Here is a 15692-nt window from a genome sequence, read left to right on the forward strand (position 1 = left end):
ATCTAATACAACCTGCTTAGAGGTGCAGCAACCTTATCCTGCCGCCAGCAACCGATCCATCAGCCGGTCCGCCGCTTCCGGGATGACCGTGCCCGGCGGGAAGATTTCCGCCGCACCTGCTTTGAGCACGGCGTCGTAGTCCTGCGGCGGGATGACGCCGCCGGCGACGATCAGCATGTCGTCGCGGCCGAGCTTCTTCAGCGCGCCCTTGAGTTCGGGGATGAGCGTCAGATGGCCTGCCGCCAGCGATGAGGCGCCGATGATGTGCACGTCATGCTGGACCGCGAGCCTGGCGATCTCTTCCGGCGTCTGGAACATCGGCCCGACGGTGACGTCGAAGCCGAGATCGGCGAAGGCGGTGGCGATGACCTTCTGGCCGCGATCGTGGCCGTCCTGTCCCATCTTGGCGACGAGGATGCGCGGCTTGCTGCCGGACTTTTCCTCGAAGGCCGCGATCTTGTCCTGTAGCCGGTCGACAGCTGCATTGTCGCCAAGCGCGTTGCGATAGACGCCGGAGATCGTCTGCACCGAAGCGACATGGCGGCCGAACACTTTTTCCAGCGCCAGCGAGATCTCGCCGACCGTGGCATTGACGCGCGCGGCGCGTATGGCGAATTCAAGCAGGTTTTCGCCGCTCTCCGCCGCGCGGGTGAGTGCATCCAGCGCGCTCTCGACCGCGCCGACATCGCGCGTGCCCTTCAGGCGTTGCAGCTTCGACAATTGCCGGGCCCGGACCTCGGCATTGTCGATCTTCAGCACATCGACCTCGATATCCTTCTCCGGGCGATGTGCATTGACGCCGACCAGGGTCTGCTCGCCGGAGTCTATACGCGCCTGGGTGCGGGCGGCGGCCTCCTCGATGCGCAGTTTCGGGATGCCTTTCTCGATCGCGGCGGCCATGCCGCCAAGGCTCTCGACCTCCTCGATATGGGCAAGCGCGCGCGCCGCCAGATCATGCGTCAGCCGTTCGACAAAGGCCGAGCCGCCCCACGGATCGACGATGCGCGTCGTGCCCGATTCCTTTTGCAGGATGAGCTGCGTGTTGCGGGCGATACGCGCCGAATGGTCGGTCGGCAGCGCCATCGCCTCGTCGAAGGAGTTGGTGTGCAGCGACTGGGTATGGCCTTGCGTCGCCGCCATCGCCTCGACCATGGTGCGCGTGATGTTGTTGTAAGGGTCCTGCGCCGTCAGCGACCAGCCCGACGTCTGGCAATGGGTGCGCAGCGACAGCGATCGCTCGTCCTTTGGCGCAAAATTCTTCTTCATCAGGTTCGACCATAAAAGCCGCGCGGCCCTGAGCTTGGCGACCTCCATGAAGAAGTCCATGCCGACGGCCCAGAAGAAGGAAAGCCGTGGCGCGAAGCGGTCGATGTCGAGGCCGGCGGCGACGCCGGCACGGGCATACTCGATGCCGTCGGCAATCGTGTATGCAAGCTCGAGGTCGGCAGTCGCCCCCGCCTCCTGCATGTGGTAGCCGGAGATCGAGATCGAATTGAACTTCGGCATATGCTGAGACGTGTAGGAGAAAATGTCAGACACGATCCGCATCGAAGGCTTTGGCGGATAGATGTAGGTGTTGCGTACCATGAACTCTTTCAGAATGTCGTTCTGAATGGTTCCGGCGAGATCCTGCGGCGCAACGCCCTGTTCTTCCGCCGCCACGATGTAAAGCGCCATGATCGGCAGCACCGCGCCGTTCATGGTCATCGACACCGTCATTTCGTTGAGCGGTATGCTGTCGAACAGCTGGCGCATGTCGAGGATGGAATCGATGGCGACGCCCGCCATGCCGACATCGCCGGCGACGCGCGGATGGTCGCTGTCATAGCCGCGATGGGTGGCGAGGTCGAAAGCGACCGACAGGCCTTTCTGGCCGGCGGCAAGATTGCGCCGGTAGAAGGCGTTCGATTCCTCGGCCGTCGAGAACCCGGCATATTGCCGGATCGTCCACGGCTGCTGGACATACATGGTCGGGTAGGGGCCGCGCACGAAGGGCGGCAGGCCGGGATAGGTATCAAGATGCGGGACACCCTTGAGGTCGCCCTGGCCGTAGAGATGCTTGACGGCGATGCCTTCCGGCGTCAGCCGCTGGCCCTTGACCTCGGCCGGCATGCGTCGTGGCGCCGACCAGCCGATCTGGCTGAAATCCGGGATCATGATCCGGCTCCGATCGACTGATCGATGCGGACCGGAAACAGCGGCTCACACACTGCCACGCCCTCGGTCAGGGCTGGCCGCCGCTCGGCCGGCAGCGTCTCGACCGGACGCTCGGTGCCGGACCGGAAAACCGTCGTGCCGACGATCGCGCGTTCTCCCGATCGGTACTCGGCGTTGCGCTTTGCGGACGCGGTCTGGACGCGATTCTGGATGTATCCCTGCTGCAGGCTGACCAGCACGCCACCCTCCGCCTCGATCCGCTGGAATTCCTCCCAGGCGGCCGCGCACAGATCGGCGGTCAGCGCCTCGACGGCGCCCGAACCGCTCGCCGGATCGGCGACATGGTCGACATGGCTTTCATTGGCCATGATCAGCTGCGTGTTACGGGCGACGCGACGGGCAAAGCCGGCCGGCAGTCCGTGCGCGATCGTATGCGGCAGGACGGAGATGGAATCGGCGCCCCCAGCGGCCGCGGCAAAACCGGCGATCGCGGTGCGCAATATGTTCGTCTCCGGGTCGGCCGCGGTCATCATGCGATAGGACGTCTCGGCATGGATGCTGGCCGTCGAGGCCGGGATCGAGCAGGCTTCCTGGATCCGTGCCCACAGCCGGCGCAAGGCGCGGACCTTGGCCATCGACAGGAACTGGTCCTGGTCGACGCCGAGCGCGAAGCCGATATGGGGTGCGGCGTAGACCAGCGGCTGGCGCGCCTGCTCGAACATCTTGAGATAGGAGACCGCCGACGCTAGCATCGTGCCGAGTTCCTGCGCCTCGGTGGCACCGGCATTGTGGAAGACGCGCCCGTCCGCCTCGAGCAGCACACCCGGAACGCCCATCGAGAAGAAATGCGCCAGCGATTGCGGCATCGAGGCCTGCAGGGCCTCGATCGACATGCGCAGCCGGCCGGTGCCGGCGAAGATCGCCGCCGGATCGATGCCGAAGGACAGGTTGAGCTTTGCCGGGTCGGAGCGCCGCTTGCCGAGGAACGCCACCAGCCAGTCGGCCACGGCGCGGCTCCAGGGATGGGCGTCGATACGGATCTGCACGCGGTTGAGCGGCACGCCGTCCAAAACCGTTTCCAGCGCCTCGGCCGTCCTCGGCAGGCCGTAGCCGAAAGCATTCGGCGCGCCTTCGAAAACCAGCGACAGCCCGGTCGCGCCCTGCGCGACGTCTTCCAGCGCCTGCGTCTTGGCGCGGCCGATATCCGGATCGTCGATGCGCTGGCTGACGATCCATGCCAATTTGGGGTTTGCCCGCACCAGCGGCTCAGCCGTGACCGAACGCTCGTAGAGCGGCTCGATGCGGATGCCGTCGTCGCTATGCGACACCAGCTTGTCCTCGAAGGATCCGCCGGCAAGCGCCTTTTCCGCCAAGGTCAGCCAGCGCTGGCGCTCAACGTTCGGAAGATCGACATCCATGGTCAAGGCGCCGGCGCCCATTGCATTCCCCGTTTTCTCGGCTGCATCAGCCGGGAGCCCAGTCTAAAGTCCCCGGTTGGATATCACAATGCGGCATCCGTTCCGCAAGTTCCCGACGATAGCTAACCGATTGCCAAACATGTACAAAATCCGCAAGTTTCGAAAAGGCCAATTTCAATGGCGGCCATTGCCGCTGCGCGGTAGCGTTACTATACCTCGGATAAGCCCGACATTTTCGACGGATCAGTTTGCGGAGACCGGACATTATGGCTGACGACAAGAGCATTTTCATCGGCGCCAGCCGCAAGCCCGATGACAGCTACCAGCGCGCCGAGCAGCTCCTGCTGCAATACGGCAATCGCCATGGCCTGATCACCGGCGCTACCGGCACCGGCAAGACGGTCAGCCTGCAGATCCTGGCCGAAGGCTTTTCCAATGCCGGCGTGCCGGTGTTCTGCGCCGATATCAAGGGCGACCTGTCGGGCATCGCCATGATGGGCACGGCGCAGGATTTCCTCGTCAAGCGGGCCGAGCAGATCAAGCTCGATCCCTACGACTTCCAGGAATTCCCAGTCATCTTCTGGGACCTGTTCGGCGAGCAGGGCCACCCGATCCGCGCCACCATATCTGAAATGGGGCCGTTGCTTCTGTCGCGGCTGATGAACCTTTCCGAGGCGCAGGAGGGCATCATGAACATCGCCTTCCGCATCGCCGACGAGGAAGGCCTGCTGCTGCTCGACCTCAAGGACCTGCAGGCGCTGCTTGCCAACATCGCCGAGCGCGCCGAGGAGATCAGCTCCCGCTACGGCAATGTGACCAAGCCTTCGGTCGGCGCCATCCAGCGCACGCTGCTGGTGCTGGAGCAGCAGGGCGCGGCGCATTTCTTCGGCGAGCCGGCGCTGCACATCGCCGACATCATGCGCACCACACGCGACGGGCGCGGCGCCATCAGCGTGCTGGCCGCCAACAAGCTGATGATGAACCCCAGGCTCTACGCCACCTTCCTGCTTTGGCTGATGTCGGAACTGTTCGAGGAACTGCCCGAAGTCGGCGATCCCGAGAGGCCGAAGCTGGTCTTCTTCTTCGACGAGGCACATCTCCTGTTCGAAGATGCGCCGAAGGTGCTGGTCGACCGGGTCGAGCAGGTGGTGCGCCTGATCCGCTCGAAGGGCGTCGGCGTCTATTTCGTCACCCAGAACCCGCTCGATATCCCCGAAACCGTACTCGCCCAGCTCGGCAACCGCGTCCAGCACGCGCTGCGCGCCTATACGCCGCGCGAGCAGAAAGCGGTCAGGACCGCCGCTGACACGTTCCGCCCCAATCCCGATTTCGACTGCGCCACGGCGATCACCCAGCTCGGCACCGGCGAGGCGCTGGTCTCGACGCTGGAAACCAAGGGCGTGCCGTCCATGGTGCAACGGACTCTGGTCCGGCCACCATCGTCCAGGCTCGGGCCGATCACACCGGACGAGCGCCGCCAACTGATCGCCGAGAGCCCGGTCTCCGGCCGGTACGACCACACCGTCGATCGCGAATCGGCCTTCGAGATGCTGCAGAAGAAGGCCAAGGACGCGCAGGAGGCGGAAGAACAGGCGCAGCAGGCCGACAGCGGCCGCTCGCGCTGGACCATTCCCGGCTTCGGCAATGACGATCCCGCGCCGCAGTCAGGCGGCCGGCGCGCGCCGGCGCCACGGCCGTCCGACCGCCAGACCGTGGCGGAAGCCGCGATCAAATCGGTGGTGCGCTCGGTGGGATCGTCGGTCGGGCGGGCGATCGTGCGCGGGATTCTAGGGAGCCTCGCGCGGGGGCGCTGAACAGCATCGACCTAAAGCCCGCATATCGATCGGGATCGGCATTGAATTGAACTACTTGGGCACGGTGTAGAACTCGTGGGTGTTCATCTGAGCATTGATCCCAGGCATGCCGTCGGACTGGAAGGAGCCACCGGCGACATGGAACTCGTTGCCAATGAAACCGGCTACGAAGCCGTGGCGGGCAATCTGCATATGCGGTAGGGTCTGCCACGTGTCGGTTGCGGGATCGTAGGCCTCGAAGGCCCAGAACGTGCGCTTGCCCGCCGGGTCCTGGTACTCGCCGCCCGTCACATAGATCTTTCCACCATAGGCGCTGCCCGACACCCCGCCCCGCGGCGTGGGGGAACGGCCCTTGTAGGTCCAGGAATCGGATTTGGGATCGTACTCCTCGACCAGATCGGTGACGTCGCTCTTGGTCACGAAGGGCAGACCAATTCGACCGTCAATCGCATAAATTTTTCCACCGACAGCAGCGGCGAGAAAGTGATTGCGGCCGGTCTGCATGGGAGCCCGGCTTGTCCAAGTGCTGGATGCGGGGTCGTAGACCTCGACAGTCCTGCCGACGATGTTGGGAACGTCGGCCCAAAGGGGCTCCTTCATGTCACGGCCATGCTCATGGGCATGCGCGCCGCCGACGACGTAGATTTTTCCGTCGAGCACCACAGCCGCTGCCGCTCCGCGGGCAGTTGGCATAGGTGGAAGCCTGACCAGCCGTCGGTCTTCGGATCGTAGACAAAAGCATCAGCTGTCGGTTGCCATTCTTTGGTGCCCGGCTCTCCGACGAAACCGCCGAACACATACACTTTGCCGTCGTAAGCTACAGTTGCAGTATGATGGGCCGGCTCGGGCATTGCCACTCTCTTCGACCAGGCCTTCGTATTTTCGTCATACATCACGACCGTGCCGACGGGCATAACCTCCGGCACGTCGATGCCGCCAATGACGAACCACTGATTGCCAACCACAGCGCTGGAATTCTCGCTCTGAGGCTCAGGCATCGGCGTTCCCATCTGCCATGTACCATCCTGGGCGAACGCTGGCGCAAGATTGAGTGCCAGACTTATCATCGCAGCGGAAACCAGCAATTTCGTCTTCATAGGAAGCTCCTTGGTTGCGGTTAGGCGCCGACCCGGAGTTGCCTGAACGCCTTCGTCTCGCAACAGGAGGTAGCTGAACGTATGAACAGGTAGAATTATCGATTGCGGAATGGGCTCTTTGGGTCCGCCGAACAATGTGATGCTCAACCTTGCTATTCCGAAGCGGCCTTGGCAGAGCTTCGGCCGCGACGCCGCGCCGGTCAGGAAATTGAAGTTTGAGCACTTGCCGAAACGTCAATCGACCGCACGCCCCAGCGAGGAGGACAAATGCACAAGCCAGAACTGCGGGAGCTCATCGCCTTCGCGGAGGCCGCTCGGCAATTGAACTTTACCAGGGCCGCCGCCGCACTGGGGGTGTCGCTACCCAGCTTCAGCCAAACGCTGAGGGGTCTGGAAGAGAAGCTCGGCGTGAGACTGCTCACACGAACCACCCGTAGCGTGTCGCTGACCGCGGCGGGCGAAGAGCTTCTCACCAACATAGTCCCGATATTGAGCGGACTGGACAGTGTCCTCGACGGATTGAACAAGTTCCGTAGCGCTACGGGCGGGAAACTGAGAATTCTGGGTTCACGGACGGCAACAACTGTCCTGATAGCCCCTCTTATCGGCCGCTTCCTTGCAAGGCACCCCGAAATTGAGTTCGAAATCCTTGTCGAGGATCTTCACCTTGATCTGGTGGAACACCGCATCGACGCGGGCATTCAGGTCGGAGAACGCATCGAGAAGGATATGATCGCCGTCCGGATCGCCGAACCTTTCAACGAACTTCTCTTCGCTGCGAAAGACTACCTGATGGCTCATGGCGAGCCCAGCGCGCCGGGCGCGCTGGTGGATCACCGGTGCGTTCGCCTTCGATCCCCGTGGGACGGCACGATCCAGCCCTGGACCCTGCACAAGGGGGATGAGAAGGCCGAACCCGTCACCGGCACGCATGTCGTGGCCAACGATCTTCGTGCGGTTGCCAGTGCAATTGCCGGAGGCGCAGGAATCGGCCTGGTGCCGGCCGTTCTTCTGCAGGAGGAGCTGCGATCGGGACGCGTCGTGACTGTCCTCGAGGGGTGGGGTTCCCCGATCTCCGGGATTTACTTGTACTATCCCAGCCGCCGACAGATACCTGCAGCCCTTGCTGCCTTCATAGCGTTCATGAAGCAGAATCGACCCGCGCTACATGTACCTGCAAAGAGAAAGCCGCAGGCGCAGTAGAAACTTTGGAGAGCAGCGGCAACCTGTTGGGTGGCCGCCGCCCCAAAGAAAGCGGAGTTCAGGGTTGCGGAACGAGGATGTCGCGGGAATAGACAGGCAACGATACGACCGAGACAAGGCTCTCGCTGCCGTCGAAGATCGCGGTCAACTTTCCGCCTTCGGCCTTCAAGGACAGGCTGCGGAGATGGTTTGCGTCGCCGGACTTCACAACGTCAGTCGCCTCCTTGTAGCGATAGATGCGCGAGAATTCCGGCTTGAGTTGCGAGTAGACGTGACTGTCGCCCTTCTCCAGGGTCATCGGGCCACGTTCGAATTCCGTTTGCAGTGAAACCTTCTCACCGCCGCCTTCGAAGTTCCAGTTCTCGCTCACCGTCGTCGGGCTCGAGTTATAATGAACCCCACGATTGACGTCGTCTTTGGCCGTTTCGGCAATGCCGTAAGGACCGGCTCCACCGCGCGAAAGGCCATCGAACAACATCAGCACGCTCTCGCTGCTTCCCGTCTTGTGAACCGGGATGCCGAAAAGCACGTAGCGGTACGGAGCCCCGACTGTACCCTTGGGATCCACCGCATAAAGCTGATCCACAAATTCAATCTGGAGGTTGGCGCCAGCGGAAGGTGCTGTTGTAAACGGGCTGAGCTCCCAGCCCAATGGCAGGAACTTGGAGAGCGCAGCCGTCGAAGCCTTGTAGTAGAGAACCGTGCGGACATCGGAATTGCTTCCGCTGTAGAGCTCGGCGGCGTTTGCGAGCGAGGGCAATGCAAGCGCAATGGTGAGCGCGGCGGCCGCGGCAAGACGGTTGCCCAGCGATTTGAGATGCATCATGTCAATGGTTCCTTTGAAGTGCGGCAGCTCCGTCCGGAGCCGTCGCTGAACGAGGATCAAAAGCCGGCAAGGCCGGCCTTGGCGCACTGCTCGTCCTGCGCGCCCGTGCCGCCACTGGCCGAGATCGCACCGACGATCTTGCCGTCCTTCATGACCGGAATGCCGCCAGGCGCTGCGATGACGTGATCCATGTTCAGCATGAAAGGACCCATCTTGGCCGTGACGTCGAAGAAGTCGCGTGTCGGACGCTTGTAGACGGCTGCCGAAGTTGCTTTGTCCAAGGCGATCTGGGCGCTCGCCACCTCGGTGTTATCTGCCTTTTCGTAGTAGACCAGGGCGCCGTGCGTATCGACGACGGCGATGGCCATGAGCCACTTGTTGGCTGCGCATTCCTTGACAGCGCCGGCGGCAACCTGCTTGGCCTCCGACAGGGTGATATCGGGACCATAAACATCAGCGTCGCTGGCAAATGCTAAGGTGGTAACCGAGAGAAAGCCAATGGCTGCTGCTGCGGCCGCGGCCGATTTTGACATAGACATAGTTGAACCTTTCGTTGGTCATGCGACCTTGTTTCGTCGAGACGAAGCGAAGGTCGTTGCCGCTTCACGAGAAGACCTGACGGGCGCTCATCGATCATTGGTAGATTTGAATGCCGTTGGTCACTGGACGTGGATATTCCTGGCCGTTCCGCGAATGAATGACGACTTCCGAAATGGAGTATTTGGGGATCTGGAAGAATGGGTTTGCACGGACAATGACGCGGTCGATAGGCGGCACACGAACGCGATGAATTGCGCCCAACGCAAGCCGCCTGGTGTGCAACGGTTAAGCCGCCGTTATTCAACCGAGTTATGATGCTGCCCCTAAACTCTGAATTGGACGGGGTTGGCCATCTCGGCGACGGTACGCCCGCAACAGCCGGGCCGAGGCGTGCAGAGCTTCGGCGAGTGTGCAGCGAGGCGGAAGTCAGCTGCAGTGCCCCGACAAACGCAAACAGAGGTCCGAAAATGGTCGCTCCCCGGATACCGCTCGATCGCTTGTTCGACGACACCAAAGGCTCTGTCCAGCTGCCCAGCGGCGACGCCGTCAATCCTACCCGCCGCGCCTTTTTAGCAGCTGGTTGTCTTTGCCTGGCCTGCGGTTTTGCGACGCCCCTGCTCGCAGATGCGCCCATGGTGAAAAGCCAGGCACCCGGGTTCTATCGGCTGGCGGTCGGTGATTTTGAGCTAACGGCGTTATCCGACGGCAGCAATATGCTGCCCGCTACGAAGTTGCTGCAGGGCGACCCGGCTCGGATCGAAGAAGCCCTGAAACGCAACTATCTCGGCGACCTCGTCGAAACCTCGCACAATTCCTTTCTCGTCAATACCGGAGCCAAACTGGTCTTGATCGACGCCGGTGCAGGCTCGCTATTGGGGCCAACGACGGGCCATCTGCTCGCCAATCTGCGCGCCTCGGGCTATCGGCCTGAGCAGGTCGACGAGCTTTACCTTACACATCTGCACACGGATCACGTTGGCGGTCTCATGATTGAGGGCCAGAGGGCCTTTCCCAATGCCATCGTACGAGTCGAGAAGCGGGACACCGATTACTGGCTGAGCGAGGACAATATGAGCGCTGCTCCGGCCGAGGCGAAGCGGTTCTTTCAGGCGGCGATGGCGTCGATCACGCCATATATGCGAGCCGGCAAGCTCGCCGTTTTCGAAGGCGACACCGATCTCGTGCCGGGTGTGCGCGCGCAAACAGCCTATGGCCACACGCCCGGACACACCATGTACGTGGTCGAGAGCAGGGGCGAGAAGGTAGTGCTGTGGGGCGATGTCGTGCATGTCGCCGCAGTGCAGTTCAAAGACCCTTCCGTCACAATCCAATACGATGCAGATGCATCCGAGGCCGAACGCGTGCACGAGCTCGCATTCGCTGATGCGGCCGAAAACGGCTACATCGTGGGCGGTGCGCACATATCGTTTCCTGGGCTGGGCCATGTGCGACGCGACCCCGATAAAACCTACACATACTTGCCTCTAAATTACGGATAGGGTGGTCTATCACCTCAAAGCGGAAGTGAATTCGCGCAAAAGACCTCCTGGAGGCCCATCCCGCTCACAAGACAGCTTATGCGGGCCTGGCGGAGGCCGTTTCTCCAATCGGCGGGCCGTCGAACGGCGAACCGCAGACATCTCCCACCAGCGATCGAAACCATTGGTGGGCAGGGTGTGTGTGCAATCGTTCGTGCCAGATCAGCTTGTAGAGCAGTTTCTCCGTTTCGAACGGCAAGTCGCGCACCACCAGCTCGTGCTTGTCGGCAACGGCACGCCACGGTCCGCTGAAGAAGCCAAGCGGCACGCAGGTCAGAAGGTCGCTGCGTGAGACGATCCTCAGCGCGTCGGCAAAGTGATTGACGACCACGGCGATCGTCCTTGTCCGTCCGGTCAGGCCGAGCCATCCATCCACCAGTCCCAGCTCCAGGCCGGACGGGGTTACCAAGACATGCGTCGCGGCGGTGAACTGATCCAGCGCCAGCCCGCCAGCAAATTCGTGCCCGCTGCGCATTGCGCAGACATAGCGATCCGTCCGCAGGCTTTGCACATGAACGTCTCTTGGCAGAGAGGCAAACATGCCAGCGGCGCAGTCAAGCGTACCGCGGTCGATCCCTTCCAGGGAGCTTTCATGGGTATGAACCGCAAAGGAAACACGCGCGCGTGGGGACGCTGCCTGTAGCTTCAGCGTGATTGCGCTGACGCCTTCCATGGCAAGACTGTCGGTGACGGCAATTCGAAAACTGGTCGCATCCGATGCGGGGTCGAAGTCGTCGGGCGCGAAAGAGGCGCGGATTGCCGTAAGCGAGCGATGCAGTTCGGGCCACATCGCGACCATGCGGGCCGTCGGCTGGACACCCGTCGCCGTCTTGAGGAAGAGCTGATCCTTCGTCAGCTTGCGGGCGCGACGCAACGCGTTGCTGACCGCCGGCTGGCTCATTGCCAGGCTCGCGGCCGCACGTGTCACGTTTCGTTCCAGCATGATGGCCTCGAGGACGGCGATCAGGTTCAAGTCGAGGCGCACGTTATTCACCCAGGAAATGACGCTAGTGTCTAATTCTAAATTGGACGTGCTCGCCGCGGCAAGCAATCCTGTTTCGAACGAGCCGCCGAACACGTGCGAGTGACTGCGCGCGCCTCGCAACCGGTGATAAAAGCTCCGTCCAAAATAGAGGATACGCCATGAATGATCTCGCTTTCGCGGACGTGCTGCCGAAACTGACCGGCAAGATCAGCGCCGACCGCATCCGGCTGATGCGGACGCCGCGTCCGCCGAAGGAACTGATCGACGGGTTCAAGCGGATCGGCGACGCCACCAGCGTTGTTTCGGATATTTTGGATGAGCTCGGCATCACCGGCGCGATCGGCGCATCGCTTCTGAAGCCGACCCTGCCTTCAACGTCTATCGTCGGTCCAGCGCTGACGGTACGCAACATCCTGCAGCGCGAGCATGTCTACGAGACGGCGCGAAACCACGTCAATCGGATGGCGGAGTTCGAAGCCCACAATCTGGCACTGCCGGGCGACGTGGTGGTCATCGACGGCGTCGCCGGCGTTTCGAACATGGGCGGAATCTCGGCCCAGACGGGAAAAAGACAGGGGGAGGCAGGCGCTATCGTCTCCGGAGGCATTCGCGACCTCGGACATTCGCGACGGGTCGGCTACCCGCTTTGGGCCACCGAGATCACGCCGGTCACCGGCAAATGGCGGATCGAAACCGTGGAGATCAATGGCGACATCCAGATCGCCGGCGTCCGGGTTGCTCCCGGCGATATTGTGGTCGCGGACGAAACCGGCGTCTGCTTCATTCCGATCGCCCGGGCAGCCGAGGTCCTCGCAAAGGCGCTGAAGAAGTCAGCTTTTGAATGGGCGAAGTGCGAAGCAATCGACGCAGGCACCGCCGTCGCGGACCTGCCGGGCAATGCATAAAGCGATGGATCATCCAGTGAAAAAGCTCCGCGTCGCCATCATCAACGATTACCAGGACGTGGTGCGGACTCTGGACTGTTTTTCCAGGCTGGAAGGCCATGAAATTACCGTCTGGACCGATATCGTTGACGACATCGAACTGCTGGCAAATCGTCTGTCCGATGCGGATGTGCTTGTGCTGATGCGCGAGCGCACCAGGATCGATGAAGATCTGCTCAGCCGCCTGCCCAATTTGAAGCTCATCAGCCAGAACGGCCACATCCCCCATATCGACCTGGCGGCGTGCGACCGGCATGGCGTCGTCGTTTCGTCCGCCCTCACGACGCGCCCGTCCTATTCGACGGTGGAGTTTACCTGGGGGCTGATCCTTGCGGCGATGCGCAACATTCCTTTCGAGAGCGCCTCGCTGCGGCAAGGCCATTGGCAGACGACCATCGGGCTGGGCCTGAGAGGCCGTGTCCTGGGCATCTATGGTTTCGGCCGGCTGGGCTCGATGGTGGCGCGCATCGGCAAGGCCTTCGGTATGGATGTTCTGGTTTGGGGCCGCGAGGGCTCGCTGGCTCGTGCCAGGTCCGAGGGGTTTGACACCGCCGCGGACAAGGACTCGCTGTTCAGCCTGTCGGATGTCCTCAGTTTGCATCTGCGGTTGAATGCCGAGACCGCCGGTGTGATTGGTCCTGACGACCTGGCCTTGATGAAGCCCACGGCCCTGCTTGTGAACACCAGCCGCGCCGAGCTGATCGAGCCGGGGGCTCTGGTGGCGGCGCTAAAGAATGGCCGCCCCGGCAAGGCGGCCGTCGACGTGTTCGAACGCGAGCCGCTCACCAATCCGGACGACGGCTTGCTCCGGCTCCCCAACGCACTATGCACGCCGCATCTCGGCTACGTCGAGCGCGACAATTACGAGTTCGCCTACGGCAACGCGTTCGACCAGATCGTGGCGTTTGCCGAGGGAAGCCCGATCAACGTGCACAACGCCCACGGCGCAAAACAGGATCACTGAAATGAACCTCGAACTCGAAGCCAAGGTCGTCCTGATAACTGGCGGCAGCAAGGGAATAGGGCTGGCTTGCGCGCGCGCCTTTGGCAGGGAAGGGGCCCGCGTGGCGATTGTGTCGCGCAGCCAGCAGAACCTGGACGCCGCGAAAGCAACGCTGGCTGCCGACGGCCTGTCGGTAGCGAGTTTCGCGGCTGACCTGTCGGACGAACTCGCGGCAAAGGAGATGGTCGCAGCACTCGAGGATCAGGTGGGGCCGATCGCGTCCCTGGTCAATTCAGCCGGCGGCGCCAGGAGAGTTCCTCCGGGCGAGTTGGCGCCGGACAAATGGCGCATCGCGATGGACGCGAAATTCTTCACCTACATGAACGTCACGGACAACGTCCTGCCCCTGATGGTGGCACGGCGCGCCGGCACGATCGTCAATATCGTCGGCACCGGCGGCAAAATCGCATCACCCATGCATTTGCCGGGAGGCGCCGCCAACGCGGCGCTGATGCTCGCCTCGGCGGGACTGGCGGCGGCCTGGGGGCACGCAGGGGTAAGGGTCAACGTCATCAATCCCGCCGCCACCATGACCGAGCGTCTGCAGTTGTCGCTTGAGGTCGAATCCAAAATGACGGGCAAGACGCCGGAGGAACTGCTGCGATTGAACGAGCAGCGCATCCCGCTGCGGCGCTACGCAACTCCTGAAGAAGTGGCCGACGCCGCGCTCTTTCTCGCCAGCGCGAGATCCTCCTACGTGACCGGGGCGTCGCTGACCATGGACGGAGGTCTAACTCCATTGGTCGTTTGACCCGGCCCCACTGCAAAGAAAACTTACGGGAGGAAGATATGTTTGCTTGGTACAGGGAATTGACGGAACGGGAGCGCAACACCTTTTGGGGCTGCTTCGCCGGCTGGGCCGTCGATGCGATGGACGCGCAACTCTTCAGCTTCGTGCTGCCAGTTCTCATCGTTGCCTGGGGGATGACGACGGCGCAGGCCGGCTATCTGGCCACGGCAACGCTGCTCTCCGCGGCGATCGGAGGATGGGCCTGCGGGTACCTCGCCGACCGTTTCGGCCGTGCCCGCATCATGCAGTTCACGATCCTGTGGTTCTGCGCCTTCACTTTCCTTGCCGGTTTCGCGCAGGACTTCCAGCAGCTGATGGTCCTGCGCATCATGCAAGGACTGGGCTTTGGCGGCGAGTGGGCCGCCGGGGCGGTTCTCATGGGCGAGATCATTCGCGCCGAACATCGCGGCAAGGCCGTGGGCACCGTTCAGAGCGGCTTCGGCGTCGGATGGAGCGCGGCCGCCATATTGGCAGGCCTGGTTCTGGCGCATTTGCCTCAGGAGTATGGATGGCGCGTTCTCTTGATGATCGGTGTTCTGCCCGGCGTTCTGGTTCTCTATTTGCGCCGCAAGATCGAGGAGCCCGAGATTTTCGTCAAAACGCGCGCGCATGTCGAGAAGACCGGCACTCGTCCGGGATTGGGCGCGATATTCCAGCCGGAAACCTTGCGGATAACGATCCTGTCATCATTGCTTGCGTTCGGCGTGATCGGTGTCGGCGGTGCGATCGTCAACTGGCTGCCAACCTTCATGAAGACCGTGCGCGAACTGTCGCCGAGCACTTCGGGATACTACGTGTTCGTGGTGACCGGTGGCTCGTTTTTTGGATTTCTGGCGAGCGCATACCTGTCCGATCGTCTGGGACGGCGTCGCACGTTCCAACTGTTTCTGCTGTGTTCCTGGCTGATCACCATCGCCTACATGTTTTTGCCGCTCTCTGGCTGGCCGCTGGTTGTTCTTGGCGCGCCGTTCGGCTTCTTCACCATCGGAAACTATGCGACGCTGGGGCCGTTCTTCACCGAGTTGTTCCCCTCCGCCATTCGCGCCAGCGGCCAGAGTTTCGCCTACAATTTCGGCAAGGCGGCCGGCGCGGCGGCAGTGTCCACTATCGGAATACTGGCGCAATACATCACCCTGGCGGAGGCAATCGGCCTGGTGGCGTTGCTGGGCTACAGCATTGCTTTTGTCGCGACCCTTATGCTGCCCGAGACGCGTGGAATCCAACTCACTCCCGGCTATGAGCCCCTTGCGCCGCGCCAGGACAGCGGCGTCTCTTCGCCGTCCGCCGAGGCCGCCATTGTGCGCGCGAGACGATAGCCGGCCGGTTCCGGGTTGCTCTTGCAGCAACCTGAAGCGTCCCACGAATTGTCCCACGGAT

Annotated in this window: 15 protein-coding genes; 8 read left to right on the forward strand and 7 right to left on the reverse strand. The window is 62.3% G+C overall.

Annotated features, from left to right (window positions below; all coding sequences use genetic code 11):
* Positions 1-33: 33 nt before the first annotated feature.
* Both scpA and A6B35_RS12425 read right to left on the reverse strand, forming a co-directional pair.
* The gene (gene scpA, locus A6B35_RS12420) at positions 34-2157 is read right to left on the reverse strand and encodes a methylmalonyl-CoA mutase (protein WP_006204753.1); all 2124 of its coding nucleotides are present in this window, start codon (positions 2155-2157) and stop codon (positions 34-36) included.
* Positions 2154-3596 carry a methylmalonyl-CoA mutase subunit beta gene (locus A6B35_RS12425; protein ID WP_006204752.1) on the reverse strand — a complete coding sequence of 481 codons (1443 nt, stop codon included), beginning with the start codon at positions 3594-3596 and terminating at the stop codon, positions 2154-2156. The genes scpA and A6B35_RS12425 overlap by 4 nt, the downstream gene beginning before the upstream one ends.
* Before the next feature lie 245 nt (positions 3597-3841).
* On the opposite strand from A6B35_RS12425, the gene A6B35_RS12430 reads away from it, so the two are divergent.
* Positions 3842-5389 carry a helicase HerA-like C-terminal domain-containing protein gene (locus A6B35_RS12430; RefSeq protein ID WP_006204751.1) on the forward strand — a complete coding sequence of 516 codons (1548 nt, stop codon included), beginning with the start codon at positions 3842-3844 and terminating at the stop codon, positions 5387-5389.
* A gap of 51 nt (positions 5390-5440) precedes the next feature.
* Here the strand turns inward: A6B35_RS12430 and A6B35_RS12435 are convergent, their stop codons facing one another.
* Together A6B35_RS12435 and A6B35_RS12440 are read right to left on the reverse strand one after the other, a co-directional pair.
* The gene (locus tag A6B35_RS12435) at positions 5441-6082 is read right to left on the reverse strand and encodes a Kelch repeat-containing protein (RefSeq protein WP_081482240.1); all 642 of its coding nucleotides are present in this window, start codon (positions 6080-6082) and stop codon (positions 5441-5443) included.
* Complete coding sequence (locus A6B35_RS12440) at positions 5986-6486, reverse strand: Kelch repeat-containing protein (RefSeq protein WP_006204749.1); 501 nt, start codon at positions 6484-6486, stop codon at positions 5986-5988. The genes A6B35_RS12435 and A6B35_RS12440 overlap by 97 nt, the downstream gene beginning before the upstream one ends.
* A gap of 267 nt (positions 6487-6753) precedes the next feature.
* Between A6B35_RS12440 and A6B35_RS12445 the strand changes: the two genes are divergently transcribed.
* The gene (locus tag A6B35_RS12445) at positions 6754-7689 is read left to right on the forward strand and encodes a LysR substrate-binding domain-containing protein (protein ID WP_006204748.1); all 936 of its coding nucleotides are present in this window, start codon (positions 6754-6756) and stop codon (positions 7687-7689) included.
* 58 nt (positions 7690-7747) lie between these two features.
* Here A6B35_RS12445 and A6B35_RS12450 read toward each other — a convergent pair whose 3' ends face one another.
* Both A6B35_RS12450 and A6B35_RS12455 read right to left on the reverse strand, forming a co-directional pair.
* Complete coding sequence (locus A6B35_RS12450; RefSeq protein WP_006204747.1) at positions 7748-8515, reverse strand: hypothetical protein; 768 nt, start codon at positions 8513-8515, stop codon at positions 7748-7750.
* Positions 8516-8571: 56 nt separating this feature from the next.
* Complete coding sequence (locus tag A6B35_RS12455; protein ID WP_342342495.1) at positions 8572-9054, reverse strand: GlcG/HbpS family heme-binding protein; 483 nt, start codon at positions 9052-9054, stop codon at positions 8572-8574.
* Between A6B35_RS12455 and A6B35_RS36175 the strand changes: the two genes are divergently transcribed.
* Positions 9014-9370 carry a hypothetical protein gene (locus tag A6B35_RS36175; RefSeq protein ID WP_167361592.1) on the forward strand — a complete coding sequence of 119 codons (357 nt, stop codon included), beginning with the start codon at positions 9014-9016 and terminating at the stop codon, positions 9368-9370. The genes A6B35_RS12455 and A6B35_RS36175 overlap by 41 nt on opposite strands.
* 182 nt (positions 9371-9552) lie before the next feature.
* On the forward strand, positions 9553-10554 hold the full coding sequence (locus A6B35_RS12460; RefSeq protein ID WP_244426028.1) for an MBL fold metallo-hydrolase: 1002 nt from the start codon (positions 9553-9555) through the stop codon (positions 10552-10554).
* A gap of 76 nt (positions 10555-10630) precedes the next feature.
* Here the strand turns inward: A6B35_RS12460 and A6B35_RS12465 are convergent, their stop codons facing one another.
* Positions 10631-11671, reverse strand: coding sequence for a LysR family transcriptional regulator (locus A6B35_RS12465; RefSeq protein ID WP_244897088.1), 1041 nt, complete (start codon positions 11669-11671; stop codon positions 10631-10633).
* 65 nt (positions 11672-11736) lie between these two features.
* On the opposite strand from A6B35_RS12465, the gene A6B35_RS12470 reads away from it, so the two are divergent.
* The 4 genes from A6B35_RS12470 to A6B35_RS12485 are packed head-to-tail and all read left to right on the forward strand — an operon-like array spanning position 11737 to position 15631.
* Entirely contained in the window at positions 11737-12483 is a 747-nt protein-coding gene (locus A6B35_RS12470) for an RraA family protein (protein ID WP_065518190.1), read from the forward strand.
* A complete protein-coding gene (locus tag A6B35_RS12475; RefSeq protein ID WP_244425834.1) occupies positions 12476-13486 on the forward strand; it encodes a D-2-hydroxyacid dehydrogenase family protein in 1011 nt (336 codons plus the stop codon). Before A6B35_RS12470 ends, A6B35_RS12475 begins: the two co-directional genes overlap by 8 nt.
* 1 nt (position 13487) lies before the next feature.
* Positions 13488-14276, forward strand: coding sequence for an SDR family oxidoreductase (locus A6B35_RS12480; protein ID WP_006199684.1), 789 nt, complete (start codon positions 13488-13490; stop codon positions 14274-14276).
* Positions 14273-15631, forward strand: coding sequence for an MFS transporter (locus A6B35_RS12485; RefSeq protein WP_244425836.1), 1359 nt, complete (start codon positions 14273-14275; stop codon positions 15629-15631). The genes A6B35_RS12480 and A6B35_RS12485 overlap by 4 nt, the downstream gene beginning before the upstream one ends.
* Positions 15632-15692: the final 61 nt, after the last annotated feature.

This window comes from Mesorhizobium amorphae CCNWGS0123, from assembly GCF_001686985.1.
Classification (GTDB): domain Bacteria; phylum Pseudomonadota; class Alphaproteobacteria; order Rhizobiales; family Rhizobiaceae; genus Mesorhizobium; species Mesorhizobium amorphae.